Source organism: Aquamicrobium aerolatum DSM 21857, from assembly GCF_900113935.1.
In the GTDB taxonomy this organism is placed as follows: domain Bacteria; phylum Pseudomonadota; class Alphaproteobacteria; order Rhizobiales; family Rhizobiaceae; genus Aerobium; species Aerobium aerolatum.
Genome location: NZ_FORF01000020.1, coordinates 29,079 through 44,456, shown reverse-complemented (window position 1 = coordinate 44,456; position 15,378 = coordinate 29,079). Strand labels below are relative to the sequence as shown.

10 protein-coding genes are annotated in these 15,378 nt (G+C 61.1%); 2 read left to right on the top strand and 8 right to left on the bottom strand.

Features of this window, described 5'->3' with window-relative positions; translation table 11 throughout:
* The first annotated feature begins 762 nt into the window (after window positions 1–762).
* The gene (locus BMZ42_RS15090; protein ID WP_091524087.1) at window positions 763–2,721 is read left to right on the top strand and encodes a M23 family metallopeptidase; all 1,959 of its coding nucleotides are present in this window, start codon (window positions 763–765) and stop codon (window positions 2,719–2,721) included.
* A gap of 270 nt (window positions 2,722–2,991) precedes the next feature.
* Here the strand turns inward: BMZ42_RS15090 and BMZ42_RS15085 are convergent, their stop codons facing one another.
* From BMZ42_RS15085 to BMZ42_RS15050, 8 genes are all read right to left on the bottom strand, one after another.
* Complete coding sequence (locus BMZ42_RS15085) at window positions 2,992–4,431, bottom strand: L,D-transpeptidase (RefSeq protein WP_091524085.1); 1,440 nt, start codon at window positions 4,429–4,431, stop codon at window positions 2,992–2,994.
* A gap of 98 nt (window positions 4,432–4,529) precedes the next feature.
* Window positions 4,530–4,889 carry an MmcQ/YjbR family DNA-binding protein gene (locus BMZ42_RS15080; RefSeq protein WP_091524083.1) on the bottom strand — a complete coding sequence of 120 codons (360 nt, stop codon included), beginning with the start codon at window positions 4,887–4,889 and terminating at the stop codon, window positions 4,530–4,532.
* 23 nt (window positions 4,890–4,912) lie between these two features.
* Window positions 4,913–7,513, bottom strand: a complete 2,601-nt coding sequence (gene clpB / locus BMZ42_RS15075) for an ATP-dependent chaperone ClpB (protein WP_091524080.1) — start codon at window positions 7,511–7,513, stop codon at window positions 4,913–4,915.
* 245 nt (window positions 7,514–7,758) lie between these two features.
* On the bottom strand, window positions 7,759–8,547 hold the full coding sequence (locus BMZ42_RS15070; RefSeq protein ID WP_244523282.1) for a DUF4167 domain-containing protein: 789 nt from the start codon (window positions 8,545–8,547) through the stop codon (window positions 7,759–7,761).
* 286 nt (window positions 8,548–8,833) lie between these two features.
* The gene (prmC, locus tag BMZ42_RS15065) at window positions 8,834–9,712 is read right to left on the bottom strand and encodes a peptide chain release factor N(5)-glutamine methyltransferase (RefSeq protein ID WP_091524074.1); all 879 of its coding nucleotides are present in this window, start codon (window positions 9,710–9,712) and stop codon (window positions 8,834–8,836) included.
* Complete coding sequence (gene prfA, locus BMZ42_RS15060) at window positions 9,705–10,784, bottom strand: peptide chain release factor 1 (protein WP_091524072.1); 1,080 nt, start codon at window positions 10,782–10,784, stop codon at window positions 9,705–9,707. The genes prmC and prfA overlap by 8 nt, the downstream gene beginning before the upstream one ends.
* Before the next feature lie 10 nt (window positions 10,785–10,794).
* Window positions 10,795–13,065: a phosphoenolpyruvate--protein phosphotransferase gene (gene ptsP, locus BMZ42_RS15055; protein ID WP_091524069.1), complete on the bottom strand. Its 2,271-nt coding sequence runs from the start codon at window positions 13,063–13,065 to the stop codon at window positions 10,795–10,797.
* A 93-nt stretch (window positions 13,066–13,158) separates the two neighbouring features.
* A complete protein-coding gene (locus tag BMZ42_RS15050; protein WP_091524067.1) occupies window positions 13,159–14,433 on the bottom strand; it encodes an aspartate kinase in 1,275 nt (424 codons plus the stop codon).
* A gap of 193 nt (window positions 14,434–14,626) precedes the next feature.
* On the opposite strand from BMZ42_RS15050, the gene ubiG reads away from it, so the two are divergent.
* Entirely contained in the window at window positions 14,627–15,376 is a 750-nt protein-coding gene (gene ubiG / locus BMZ42_RS15045; RefSeq protein WP_091524065.1) for a bifunctional 2-polyprenyl-6-hydroxyphenol methylase/3-demethylubiquinol 3-O-methyltransferase UbiG, read from the top strand.
* Window positions 15,377–15,378: the final 2 nt, after the last annotated feature.

Sequence of the window (15,378 nt, the reverse complement as noted above, 5' to 3'; positions counted from 1 at the left end):
TCATCTTGCGACAATCAACGCCCTGGTAGACTATATTCTCTCAAGAAAACGTGTCCGCCAAAGTCTCTGTAAGGAACCCTTCAAGCCCGAAAGCTTTCCGAGTTCCGCGAGCCTCTGCCGCCCACGTTTCTCTTTCTTCTATATGCAATTGTCAAAGAACAGACACTGAACCGTGTCACGAGCCTCAGCCTTCCGGCCTCAAACCCATCGAGCTTCACTTGCGCGTCACTCTGAAATCTCGCCCAACTCAGCAAGTCAGGGACAAACCGTCCCGCTCGCCAGCAGCGTCGCCGCCGTCGTTGGTGAGCGGGTTATAGGCCCCACTCCTAAAAGGGTCAAGCGCTATTTTGCAGTTTTTTGAATTATTTCTGACAAATCGATGACAGCCTGTTTTAGAGGCAAATCAACTGCTTGCCCGGTTTGTGTGCGCGGACATGGCGGACACAAAGCAGCCCGATTTACTGCCTACCCACGCGACCAACGCAATGGCTCTCAGCCGGGCGTCAAACGACCCGATTACCACGCTCTATATATAGGCGCTGACAAAACGCCGTGCTGGAGGAGGTTGTTTCGGTGTTTTGGACGCAAGGCGGCCCGGTGGATGACGGTGATAAACCGCGCCGATCCGCGATCGTGGATGGCGACGTCCACCGATTTGGCGCTATTGAAGCCAGACCGTTCGTTGACTTGCAGCCTCATGACAGGCAATTGTCATGGCGCTGATGACAGAAGCAGCCGCCCGAAGGGATATCGCCACTCGCGATGCAGCCGATCGACGACACCATTACAGCGCTTGGCAACGAACCACCGATCGTCGCCGATGGACGCGCGGGACCGCCCGACCGGCGAGAAGTGTCGGCACGCTGGCTGTCGGGCACCTTCCTGACCGGCATTACGTCCAGCGTCCTGATGGGCGTGGCCTTGTTTGCCGCCCTCAACGGTCGCGAGATGCTGGCAACCCCGCCGGAAATTCTCAACCTCGCCGCCATGAATAATGGCACCGCAGGAACCGAGATCATCAAGACGGCGCGCGTCGTTCCACAGCGCACATTGCGCCGCACCAATGATCGCCGCCGCATGGAAGTTTCCACCATGACCAAGGTGGGCGACCGCGAGGTGATCCGCACCCTGCCCTTCATGCAGGTGAAGATGGCGCTGGCGGCCGGTCACACCACCAGCCGCACCTATGGCGCGTTCGATCCGCTCGAAGTTTTCGCCGAGGATAATGCGCCGGCTGTCGCGGCCCAGACGACTGGCGTCATTTATGGCGCCAAGATCGAAAGTGAAGTCAGCCTGCGGTCGATAGACTTTCCGATCGACACCGCGTCGTTCGATGAAAACAGCGCCCTGTCGGCAGAAGAAGTCGAAACCGTGGTGCGCAATATTGGCGCGATCCTGACCGATGGCGACGTGCAGGTGGCCGCGCTCCATTATGTCGATCCGCAACGATTTGGCGACACGCTGGCAACCCAGACGCTCAGCGCCTCCTATGGCATCCGCATCGTGCCGGAAAACGTGTCGGTGGCGACGCGCGACAGCGATCGGGAACTCGGCCGCGACTATGCCGAAGATATCATTCCGTTCCCGGTTGAGCGTCCGATTGAAGAAGCGCTCGAAGAGGCCGGCTATAGCGGTGCGGACGCCACCGGCATGGCGCAATCATTCGCCAGGCTGCTGAATGTGACCGCGCTGAAGCCGGGGCATGTGATCCGTCTCGGCATCGAAACGGACGACAATTTCAGCCGCATCGTACGCGGCAGCGTCTATAATGGGCGCAATCATCTCCTGACAGTCGCGCTCGACGACAAGGACCAATATGTGCGCGGCAGCGAGCCCGAGCCCAACCCGGCGGTCCTGACCGCTTTTGACAGCACACCGCCAGTGGTGCGCACGCGCGGTGAATTGCCGACCATCTATGACGGGATCTACCGCGCGGCGTTTTCCTACGGCATGTCGCGACCGATGACGCGCCAGCTGGTCAAGCTCCTTGCCTCGGACGTCGACTTCCAGGCCCGCCTGAGCCCGACGGACAGCATCGAAGTGTTCTTCTCGCAACCCAACGAGGACAACCAGCCGACCGAAACGTCCGAACTGCTCTATGTGCAATCGAACTTCGCCGGCAATATCCGCACCTTCTATCGCTTCCAGATGGAAGACGGCGCGATCGACTATTTTGACGAGGAAGGCCGCAGCTCGCGCCAGTTCCTGCTGCGCAACCCGGTGCCCAACGGACGATTTACCTCGGGCTTTGGTGGCCGACGCCACCCGGTGCTTGGCTATACGCGCATGCACACCGGCGTCGACTGGGCGGCACCGCGCGGAACAGCGATCATCGCGTCCGGCAATGGCGTGGTCGAAAAGGCGGGCTGGAGTGGCGGCTATGGACGCCAGACCATCATCCGGCACGCCAACGGCTACAAATCATCCTACAGCCATCAGAACGCGATCGCCGATGGCGTCACCGAAGGCGCACGCGTCCGTCAGGGTCAGGTCATTGGCTATGTCGGCTCCAGCGGGCTTTCGACCGGCAACCATCTTCACTACGAGCTGATCGTCAACGGCACCAAGGTCGACCCGATGCGGGTGCGCCTGCCGGTGGAGCGCGCGCTCAAGGGCCCCGAACTGGAAGCCTTCCTGCGCGAGCGCGAGCGGATCGATGATCTGCTTGAAGATGATGAGCCCACCTTGCGCATGGCCAGCGCGGACAAGCCCAAAACCTGATTTTTTGATCTGATACTGCCAGGGGACGCAATCAACACGATCCGATGGCAATCGTCTTTGCCTGATCCGGCTGCGACCGGACAGACGCGTCGGTCATTCCGCAAGCTGAAGCGCGTCGCGATCTTTCAGGTTCGCTCCTCGCGCTTCAGCTTGTTGTTTTCACGCATGTCTCCCGAAAGTGGGAACCGGTTTCGGGAGACATGCTTGTCTTTGCGCATGTGTTTATCCCGAAAGCAGTTCCCACTTTCGGGAGACATGCGGTCGCAGTTATCAGTCGACGAATTCGACGGTTGCGCCAACCTTCACCATCTTGGCCAGTTCCTGCGCGTCCCAATTGGTCAGGCGGATGCAGCCATTGGATTCGGTCTTGCCGATCTTGGACGGTTCCGGCGTGCCGTGAATACCGTAGGTTGGCTTCGACAGGCCGACCCAGACAGTGCCGACCGGGCCATTGGGGCCAGGCGGAATGGTCAGGATGCGCGTGTTGTTGCCCTGCTGGAAATTGATCTTCGGATTGTAGGTATATTCCGGATTGATCGCGACGCGCTTGACCGTATGGGTGCCGGTCGGCGATGGGGTTGCCGCCGAACCGATGGTTGAAGGATAGATTGCGAGCAACTTGCCGGCAGCATCATAGGTGCGGACCTGACGACGCCCCTTGTCGGCAATGATGCGCATGACCTCGCCCTTGCGCACGCGCGGCACATTGACGACACGCAGGCGCGTTCCCGGCCGATCGAAGCTTACACCGGGGTTGAGATCGCGCAGATAGCGCTCGTCCATGTGAAAACGCTCGGCCAGCATTTCAACCACCGACGTGAAGCTCATGCGCTCCAGCTTCGCCTTCTCGCCATAGTCGGACGGGATGGAGGCAACGAACGGGCCAGCCACGTCGAGCGCAGTGATTTCATATGTCTGGAACGGATCGCCGCCGGTTGCCGCCAGCTGTTCATCGATGAACGCGGTGTCGTAGGTGCGCAGCGCCTGACCCGTGAGATCGCGGTAGGCCGAGATCGCCTTGTTGACGTTGTCGCCCATGCGTCCATCGATCACGCCAGGCGATGCACCGGCGCGGTCGAGCAGAATCTGAATCTTGGCGACTTCCTCGGTGGCACCGCGATGGGCGACATTCGGAACATTGTTGATGTCCGGCACTGCCGTAGGCGATTGATCCTCAATGATCACGCCGTCCTGTGGTGCGTCCGGGCCGGGGATAGCTGCGATCGAGGAATCACCCGATGGATCGCCGAGCGGTGCGCGCTCGATACCGCCCGGCTCGAAGCGATTCTCACCCTGATAGGGCGGCTCATAAGTGGGCTGGTCGCGGAAGCCGCCGCCATAGCCGTCGTCGCGGCGATAATCCGGCTCGACGCGATAGTCGTCATATTCGGGGAAGCGTTCGCGATAGGAATAGCCGTCACGTCCCAGCTCCTCGCGGCGCTGTTCACGGCGAAGGCGGGCGACATCCTCGGGATCGTCGAGATAATAGCGGTCCTGGCCACGATCTTCGCGGCGCGGACGCTGTTCACCATAACGCCGGACCGAGCCGCGCGGCTCACGAACCTCGATGACCTCGCCGGTATAGACGTCGACCAGGACCTCGCGACCGTAGCGGTCGTAATAGACCTCGACGTCGCGTCCCTGCGCGCCCGCTTCCGCAGACAGCCCGATCATCGCCGCAACCGTCAACGAGAGAATTCTGCCGATCATTCGTGTTCGTCCCGCGCTTTCCGTAAATTCAAGTAGCTCAAACAAGCATGTCCGATCATGCCTCATGCGATATGAACCGGACATGAAGATGGCACGTTTCAGGCGATGCCGAGATCAATGCGAACCTTGCGTGGCAGGCCGCTGGCAACAAGCCGATGGCTTTCACGCAGATAATCCTGCAACGTCACGTCATCCATCGACGTGTCGGCATAGCGCTGGAGCCATGACATGCCGCGCGACGCCAGATAGGGCGCGGGCCGGACGCCGGGACTGTCTTTCAACAACTCGAAACTCATCCAGGAACATTTGAAGGTGACGCCCAGCGCATCGCCATTGTCAGCGCGACCCAGTGTGAACACCTTACCGCCGACTTTCCAGACATGTGCTCCGCCCCACTGAACGACATGCGTGGTGTGCGGAAGGAGGGCGCAGAAGCCGTTATATTCGTCCAGCGTCACGCGCCCTACCCTCGTCGTTCAGATCAAGCAGCTTCCTCCACAATACGGCCTTTCGGCTTGAAGTTCAGCCGGTCTGAGCCAGCCGTAACCTTGACGATGGAGCCGTCAAGGATGTCGCCCAGAAGAATGCGCTCGGCCAGCGGATCCTGCAGTTCCTTCTGCATCGCACGCTTCAGCGGCCGTGCGCCATAGGCCGGATCGTAACCCTTGTTGGCCAGCCACTCGACCGCATCCTGATCGAGATCAAGATGGATCTTGCGGTCGGCAAGCAGGGCTTCCAGGCGCTTGAGCTGGATCGCAACGATCTGGCCCATATCCTGACGACGCAGGCGATGGAACAGGATCACCTCGTCCACGCGGTTGAGGAATTCCGGGCGGAACGACGCTTTCACGACATTCATGACCTCGTCGCGCACGACATCGACATCCTGATCCTCGCCAAGAGAAACCAGATATTCGGCGCCAAGATTGGACGTCATGATGATCAGCGTGTTGCGGAAGTCGACCGTGCGGCCCTGACCGTCGGTCAGGCGACCATCGTCCAGCACCTGCAGCAGCACGTTGAAGACATCGGGGTGCGCCTTCTCGATCTCGTCGAACAGGATCACCTGATACGGGCGACGGCGCACGGCCTCGGTCAGAGCGCCGCCCTCCTCATAGCCGACATAGCCGGGAGGAGCGCCGATCAGACGGGCAACGGAGTGCTTCTCCATATATTCCGACATGTCGATGCGCACCATTGCGGTCTCGTCGTCGAACAGGAAGTTCGCCAGCGCCTTGGTCAGCTCGGTCTTGCCAACGCCCGTCGGCCCGAGGAACATGAACGAGCCAATCGGCCGGTTCGGATCCTGCAAGCCGGCACGCGCGCGGCGCACCGCCTTGGACACGGCCTGCACGGCTTCGCCCTGGCCAACGACACGCTTGCCGATCTCGTCTTCCATGCGCAACAGCTTGTCACGCTCGCCTTCGAGCATCTTGTCGACCGGAATGCCGGTCCAGCGCGAGACAATCTGGGCGACGTGGCTTGGCGTGACTTCTTCCTCGACCATCGAGCCGCGGCTGTCCTGCGCTTCTGCAACAGCCAGCTGCTTCTCCAGATCGGGGATGCGGCCATAGGCCATCTCGCCAGCCTTGGCGAATTCGCCACGACGCTGGGCGATCGCCAGTTCGTTGCGCGCATCTTCAAGCTGCTTCTTGAGGTCGGCGGCCAGACCAAGCTTCTGCTTTTCCGACTGCCATTTGGCGGTCATCTCGGTCGACTCTTCCTCAAGATCGGTCAGCTCCTTTTCGAGCCGCACCAGACGGTCGCGCGAGGCATCGTCCTTCTCAAGCTTCAACGCTTCACGCTCGATCTTCAGCTGCATGATGCGGCGGTCGATCTCGTCCAGCTCTTCCGGCTTGGAATCGACCTGCATGCGCAGGCGCGAGGCCGCCTCGTCCATCAGGTCGATGGCCTTGTCCGGAAGGAAACGGTCGGTGATGTAGCGGTTCGACAGCGTCGCCGCCGACACCAGCGCGGAGTCCTGGATGCGCACCTTGTGGTGCTGCTCGTACTTCTCCTTGATACCGCGCAGGATCGAGATCGTGTCCTCGATGGTCGGCTCGGTAACAAAGACCGGCTGGAACCGGCGTGCCAGCGCAGCGTCTTTTTCGACGTGCTTGCGATATTCCTCCAGCGTGGTTGCGCCAACGCAGTGCAACTCGCCGCGCGCCAGCGCGGGCTTGAGGAGGTTGGACGCATCCATCGCGCCGTCCGCCTTGCCGGCACCGACCAGCGTGTGCATCTCGTCGATGAACAGGATGATGCCGCCATCTGCCGAGGTGACCTCGTTGAGCACGGCCTTGAGCCGCTCCTCGAACTCGCCGCGATATTTGGCACCGGCAATCAGCGCGCCCATGTCGAGCGCCATCAGCTGCTTGTCCTTCAAGGACTCCGGCACGTCACCATTGACGATGCGCAACGCCAGCCCTTCGGCGATCGCCGTCTTGCCGACGCCGGGCTCGCCGATGAGGACCGGGTTATTCTTGGTGCGGCGCGACAGAACCTGGATGGTGCGGCGGATCTCGTCATCGCGGCCAATGACCGGATCGAGCTTGCCCGAGCGCGCGTCGGCGGTCAGATCGCGGGCATATTTCTTCAGTGCATCATAGCCCTGCTCAGCGGACGCCGAATCGGCGGTCCGGCCTTTGCGAATTTCCTCGATGACGCGGTTGAGCGCGGTCGGCGTGACACCGGCCTTGGCCAGAATGTCGGCGGTCTTGGCGGACTTCTCCACGGCCATCGCGGTGAGCAGACGCTCAACGGTGACGAAGGAATCGCCGGCCTTGGTGGCCAGTTCCTCGGCGGTCGAGAAAACCTTGGCGAGCGGCTGGGAAAGATAGAGCTGGCCATTGCCACCTTCGACACGCGGCAATGCTTCAAGCGCAACCTCGACGCCCAGGCGCGCATCCTTCGAACGGCCCCCGGCCCGGTCGATCAGCGAGGCGGCAAAACCTTCCTCGTCGTCAATCAGAACCTTGAGCAGATGCTCCGGCATGAACTGCTGATTGTTACGCGACAGGGCCATGGTCTGGGCAGACTGGATGAAACCCCGAACGCGCTCGGAATATTTTTCGATATTCATTTATGTCTCCGTTCCCTCACCGACCCGCTTGGCGGCATCGGTCAGAATTGTGGTGACGGACCCCCTGGGCAATGACGCAAATCAATGGCCGTGACGGCAGATCCTGACGAAGCGGATATGGGTATTATTTCCCACGCCTCAAGATCGCCAGCCTCTGCGCAAGACAAAATTTGGTGCTGACGCAGCGCTGAAATGAAAAACGGCGGACCAAGGCCCGCCGTTCGCAGATATTGACGCATCGGCGCTTATTGCGCTGCTTCGACAACCGTTTCGGCAGCAGGTGCATCGCCTTCGGGAGTTGCCTCCTCGCCAGCCTTGAGACGGGGACGACGTGGACGGCGCGGCTTGCGCTCCGCTGCCGCCTCTTCAGCCGATGGCGCATCGCCGGTTTCTGCAACCGGTTCACTTGCGGTGGCGGCTTCTGCCTGCGGCTGCTCCGGGGCAGCTTCGGCTCGCGGGCGACCACGGCCACGCGGACGCGGCGCCGGCTCCTTGCGCGCTTCCGGCTGTGCGTCGGCCTCAGCCTCGGCACCCTGCTCGGAAAGCTCCTGCTGCTTCAGCACCACCTCGGCCGGCACACCTTCGATGACCGGCTGCGGGCCGGTTCCGTGGTCGCGCGGCTGCTGGTTGCGCTGCGGCTGCTGCGATTGAGGCTGCTGATGATCGTGCGACTGCGTGTTGAAATTCTCTTCGCTGTCATCGTCGATGTCATCGTCATCGCGAGTGTCACGCACCTGCGGCTGCGGCATCTGGGCCTGCGCCGTCAGAATGATGCGGTTGTAGTGCTCCGCATGCTGAAGATAGTTCTCAGCCATCACGCGGTCGCCGGACGTCTGTGCGTCACGCGCCAGCGTGGTGTATTTTTCTGCGATCTGCTGCGCCGAACCACGGATCTTGACGTCAGGCCCGTTGCTTTCATAGCTGCGCGTCAGCGGATTTGGACCTTTGCGGCCACTATTGTTGTTATTGTTGTTACCGCTGTTGTTATTGTTGCCGCCGCGCCCGCGCATGCGCCTGTTTTGCTGTGGCCTCATTCGTAACTCTTCATGTTGAGGAATATCCTGGGGAGCAGGTCACAATAAGCCTGCTTCGCGTTCCATGTTGGCAACCAGCCGCTAGAACCGCGCCTTTGCCACGTCGTTTCCCATTTCGGCTCGTATCTAGTCCGGACGAACCCCGCGCGAAGGTGAGATACTCACTTACAGGGCAGCTTGTTCCTAAGGGAACCGAATCGATAACAGCACTGCCTGCTTCGTCTCATCCGGTGACCGGAAACTATCGCCAAACATGAGACTTGCCAAGCACTTTCTGCATGTTCTTTCAGGCATTCGCCAAACTGAACAACATTGCCCGCATGACACCGCCAAGGTCTCGCGCCGATTGTTCATGGCGCAGACCCTGATCTTCAAAGATAGACACTACATCAGCTTCCTGATCATGTCCGATCTCGACGGCGATCACGCCGCTGTCCGCCAGGCGGGAAACGCATCCTTCTGCGATAGCGCGATAAGCATCCAGCCCGTCCTCGCCGCCATCGAGCGCCGCAAGAGGATCGTAGTTCCTCACTTCGGGCGCCAGTAACGCAATATCCCTGCTGGGGATATAGGGCGGATTTGAGACGATGACGTCAAATCGTTCGTCAATTGCGTCGAACCAATGTGACGCACAAGTCTGCAAACGATCACCAACGCCAAGCATATCGGCATTGGCACGCGCTGTCGCAAGGGCATCGACAGAAATATCCGTTGCAAGCGCCTGCGCCCGCGGCTCCTGACTGAGCAGTGCCAGTACGATCGCGCCGGTGCCAGTGCCCATGTCAAGCACACGGCATGACCCGGTGGTGTCGGCAAATGCGCGAACCGACGGCAGCACGAGATCGACAAGCGCCTCGGTGTCAGGTCGCGGCTCCAGCGTCTCGCGCGAAAGCGACAATGTCATGCCGTAAAAATCGCGCGCGCCAAGGATGCGGTGGAGCGGCTCGTCAGCCAGACGTCGGGCAAGTGCGGAGATAATGTCGTCAACCTGCGCCGGAGTTACGGCCCGGTGCGGATCGGTCACAGCCTCGGTGCGCGACGTGCCGGTGAAATGTTCAACGAGAAGCCGGGCGTCCAGCGCGGCATCCGGCTTTCCGGCAGCCTCAAGCGCGGCGCGCACATGGCGAACCAGCGCGCCGAGCTGCGACGGCGCCGGATCAGTCATTCCGGCCATATTCCAGCAAAAGCTTGGACTGGTGATCGGCGATCAGCGCATCAATGATGTCATCGAGTTCGCCTTCCATCACCCGATCAAGCTTGTAGAGCGTCAGGTTGATGCGGTGATCGGTGATACGGCCTTGCGGAAAATTATAGGTACGGATGCGCTCTGAGCGGTCGCCCGAGCCAACCTGCAGCCGCCGCGCTTCCGAGCGCTCGCCCGCCGCCTTCTCGCGCTCCATATCATAAAGACGCGCACGCAGAATCTGCATCGCGCGGGCACGGTTCTGGTGCTGGGACTTTTCCGCCGACACGACCATGATGCCGGTCGGGATATGGGTGATGCGCACGGCGGAGTCGGTGGTGTTGACGTGCTGTCCGCCAGCGCCCGATGCGCGCATCGTGTCGATGCGGATGTCCTCGTTGCGGATTTCGATATCGACGTCCTCTGCCTCGGGCAGCACTGCGACCGTGGCAGCAGACGTGTGAATGCGGCCACCGGCCTCGGTCTCCGGCACGCGCTGGACGCGATGTACGCCGGACTCGAATTTCATATGGGCGAACACGCCCTTGCCCGACACGGAGGCAATGATTTCCTTGAAGCCGCCGACATCGCCTTCGCTGGCGGCAACGACCTCGATGCGCCAGCCGCGCGAGGCGGCGTAGCGCTCGTACATGCGATAGAGAGAGCCGGCAAACAGCGCCGCCTCGTCGCCGCCCGTACCGGCGCGAATTTCCAGAATGGCGTTCTTCTCGTCAGCCGCATCCTTGGGAAGAAGCAGGATCTGAATGTCCTTCTGCAAGGCTTCCAGACGGTCCTCGACGCCGGGGATTTCAGCATCGGCAAGCTCGCGCATGTCTGCGTCCATGCTCTTGTCATTGAGCATGACCTGCAGGTCTGCCAGCTCGGCCTCCGCCGACTGGAGTTCGCGGATCTTGGCGGCAATATCCTGAAGCTCGGAATATTCGGACGCCAGCTTCACATAGGCGTCCGGTTCCGGCCCGGCAGCCATCTGCACTTCGAGCAGCTCAAAGTGTTTCAGGACCTGGTTCATCCGGTCGCGCGGCAATTCGATCATGGGACGCCTGTCAGAGAGGAATGTCGTGTTCGGCCGCAAAAGCCGTCAGCAATGCGACGATGTCGGTCTCTGCTGACTTCCCGTCAAGAGTTTCATTCATCACGCCGGTCAGTTTTTCCAACGGCAATTCCGTCAGCATCGCCTTGACCGGGCCGATTGCCGCCGGTGCCATCGAGATTGAGCGGAAGCCGACACCCAGAAGAGCCATCGCTGACAATGGCCGGCCAGCCAGCTCTCCGCACAAGGTGGCTGGCGTTCCGGTTTGCTCACTGGTGCGCGTGATGTGGCGCAGAAGGCGCAGGAAATGGGCCGAGATCGGGTTGAAGCGACCTGCAAGCTGCGTGCTGCCCCTGTCCGTTGCCGTGACGAACTGGAACAGATCATTGGACCCGACCGACACGAAATCGACCGTATCCATCACCTCTTCAAGCTGCCAGAGCAGCGAGGGCACCTCGATCATGACGCCGAGCTTTAGCGTATTCGGCAGATGATGCGCAAACCGCGCCAGATGCCGCACTTCCTTGTCGATGATGGCGCGCGCCTGACGGATCTCCGAAATCTCGGTGACCATCGGCAGCATCATGCGCAATTCGCGTCCACCGGCAGCCTTGAGCAAGGCCCGCACCTGCGTGCGCAACAGACCCGGACGATCAAGCGTCAGGCGTATCGCGCGCCAGCCAAGCGCGGGATTTTCCTCCTGCACGTTGGAATCAAAATAGGGGAGCACCTTGTCACCACCGATGTCGATGGTGCGGAACGTCACCGGCTTGCCGCCTGCTGCTTCCAGAACATCGCGATAAAGCTTCTGCTGGGCCTCGGCGCGCGGGAAGGTCGCGGCGACCATGAACTGAAGCTCGGTGCGGAACAGGCCAATACCGGCTGCACCCGAATCGGCAAGCTGCGGAATGTCGACCACCAGACCGGCATTCATCATCAGGTCGACGGACACACCGTCTTTGGTCACCGAAGGCTTGTCGCGAAGCTCGCGGTACATCTCCTGCTTGCGGGCACGGAACCGGACCTTCTCGGCATAGGCGGCCTCCACGTCGGATTGCGGACGCAGATGCATCACACCGTCTTCGCCATCCACGATGATGGGATCGCCATTCTCCGACATGGAGACGGCGCCTTTCATCTGGCCGGCGACGGGTATCCCCATGGCGCGGGCAACGATCACCACATGGCTGGTGATCGCGCCTTCCTCGATGACAAGGCCACGCAGCTTGTCGCGCGGGTAGTCAAGAAGTTCGGCCGCGCCCATCGAGCGCGCAACGATGATCGCATCGCGCGGCAAAACGGACGCGATGTCTTCAGGGCCGCGACCCATGAGCATGCGCAAAAGGCGATTGGCGAGATCCTCGAAATCGCTCATCCGCTCGCGCAGATAAGGGTCCGACATATGCATCATGCGCGCACGCATGTCGCTCTGGACCTTCTCGACGGCAGCCTCGGCGGTCAGGCCGTTATTGATCGCCTCTTCAAGCCGGCGCACCCAGCCGCGATCATTGGCGAACATCCGGTAGGCTTCCAGAACCTCGCGATGTTCGCCTTCGAAGGCAACTTCGCGGCGCTCCAGCATGTCGTCGATGGAAAGGCGCAACGAACCGAGCGCGTGCTCGAGCCGGGCGACTTCCTGCTCGCTGTCCTCGTTGAAGAGATTGGTGACAACGATACGCGGCTCGTGAAGAACCACATGGCCAAGACCCACGCCCTCGTTGAACGGCATGCCGCGCACGGTCACGGGGCGCGAAACGTCCAGCTCCAGCCCAGTCCGCGTCAAACGCGCCAGATCGCCGGAAGCGATCATCTCGGCGATCACCATCGCCGTGGTTTCAAGCGCCTCGATCTCATCCTCGCGATATTGCCGCATCGTCTTGTTCTGGACGACCAGCACACCGAGGGTGCGTCCGGCGCGCAGCACCGGCACACCGAGGAACGAATTGTAAATCTCTTCTCCGGTTTCCGGCAGATAGGCGAAGGCCGGATGCTTCTGAGCTTCGGAGAGATTCAAGGGACGCGCACTGGCAGCAATGGTGCCGACCAGACCCTGCCCCAGCCGCAACTGCGCCTGGTGTACCGCGCTGGGGTTCAGACCCTCTGTCGCGTAGAGCTCAAGAATCGAATCCGCCCGCAAGACATACAGCGAGCAGACTTCCGCAACCATGTTCTGGGCAATGTGGTGAACGATGCGATCAAGACGGTCCTGCGGCTCCAGCGCTTCCGCCATGAGCTCGCGAAGCCGTCGCAGCAATAGACGCGGGCCAGCGGCTGTATCACGCATGGCGCTTCTCTTTCTCCCACAAGAGCGGCCAACGCAAGAATGTGGGCTTGTGCTTCAGGCCGCCGTTCGCGAATTCGACATTGCCGAACTCGCTTACTGCTTATCCAGTCCGTAAACGGAATGCAAAGTGCGAACTGCAAGTTCCGTGTAAGGACCGTCGATCAGGATCGAGATCTTGATCTCCGAGGTCGTGATCGCACGAATGTTGATGCCCTTGTCGGCAAGCGCCCGGAACGCGGACGCTGCCACACCGGCATGGCTGCGCATGCCGATGCCGATCACCGACACTTTCGACATGCCGTCATCGTGCTGAATGGCGTCGAAACCGATGGTCTCACGCACCTTCTCCAGCACGGACAGCGCCTTCTTCACGTCGCCCGAAGGCACGGTGAAGGTGATGTCGGTGGTGCCACCGTCCTCGGAAATGTTCTGGACGATCATGTCGACGTTGATCGAGGCTTCGGCCAGTGGCCCGAAGATCCCTGCGGAAACGCCGGGTCTGTCGGCGACACGACGCAGCGAAATCTGCGCCTCGTCCTTGGCGTAAGCGATACCGGTGACGACCTGCTGTTCCACGATTTCTTCCTCGTCGCAAATGAGGGTTCCGGGCGGATTGTCGAAATCGCCCATACCCGGCGCATCCGGCTCCACAAACGAAGAGCGGACGAATGTGCGCACCTTGTGCACCATTGCCAGTTCAACTGACCGGACCTGCAGCACTTTCGCACCCAGCGACGCCATTTCAAGCATTTCCTCGAAGGAAATCTTGCCAAGGCGGCGTGCCTTCGGCTCGATGCGCGGGTCGGTAGTATAGACGCCGTCGACGTCGGTATAAATATCGCAGCGATCCGCCTTCACCGCTGCGGCAAGTGCCACCGCGCTGGTGTCGGAGCCGCCACGGCCAAGCGTGGTGATACGGTTGTCCGGCGCAATGCCCTGGAAGCCGGCGATGACCGCAACCTGGCCTTCCTCGAATCGCTGGATGAGGAACGAGCCATCAATATCCTCGATGCGCGCGGCACCATGGGAATTGTCTGTCTTGAGCGGGATCTGCCAGCCCTGCCACGAACGGGCGTGAACGCCCATCGACTGCAGCACCAGCGCCAGAAGGCCGGATGTGACCTGCTCGCCGGAAGCAACGACCGCATCGTATTCGCGCGCATCGTAGATGTTCAGCGACGAGCCTTCGGCCCTGGATGCTTCATGGACCCAGCCGACCAGCTCGTTGGTCTTGCCGGCCATGGCTGACACAACGACTGCGACCTGATGGCCCGCGTCGACCTCGCGTTTGACGTGCCGCGCCACATTGCGGATGCGGGCGATGTCGGCGACCGAGGTCCCACCGAATTTCATCACAATGCGCGCCATGAGAGCGACAGTCCTTGCAAGCCAGCCGGGGTGAGAACACCACGGGAGATTCAAAGAAATGCACCCCGCGACGCGAGGTGCGAATGCGGGGGTTCCATAGACAAATCTGATTTGATGCGCAAGCGAGCGCATGGTTGGAGCTTGACATTCTGCGCGCCCTCCACGACTTCAAGGCATCGAAGGAGACCATCGCATGACCGAAGCTCGACGTACGACCATCGATGCAGGGGAAGTCGAACGTTTCTCAGCAATGGCCGCTGAATGGTGGAGCCCGACCGGAAAATTCCGTCCGCTGCACAAGTTCAATCCCGTCCGCCTCGCTTATATCCGCGACAGTGTGGCAACGCGCTTTGGCCGCGACCCGCGGGCAGCCAAGCCATTTGAAGGCTTGCGCATCCTCGACATCGGCTGCGGTGGCGGCCTGTTGTGCGAGCCGATGGCGCGTCTTGGCGCAGAGGTTGTCGGCGCTGACGCTTCCGACACGAACATCGAAGTTGCAAAACTTCATGCAGCCGAGGTCGGCGTTTCGATCGACTATCGCGCCACCACGGCCGAAGCGCTCGCCGATGCCGGCGAGAAGTTCGACGTCGTCCTCAACATGGAAGTCGTCGAGCATGTCGCCGATGTCGATTTCTTCGTCAGCCGCTGCGCCGAGATGGTGAAGCCGGACGGCATGATGTTCATCGCGACGATCAACCGCACGCTCAAGGCGCTCGGGCTGGCGATCTTCGGGGCCGAATATGTGCTGCGCTGGCTGCCGCGCGGCACCCACCAGTATAACAAGCTGGTGCGCCCGGAAGAGCTGGAGAAGGCGCTGAGCGCTGCCGGCATGACCATCACCGACCGCGCCGGCGTCAGCTACAACCCGCTGACCGACCGCTGGGCGAAATCCAGCGACCTCGACGTCAATTACATGGTTCTGGCCGAAAAACTCGCATCCTGACG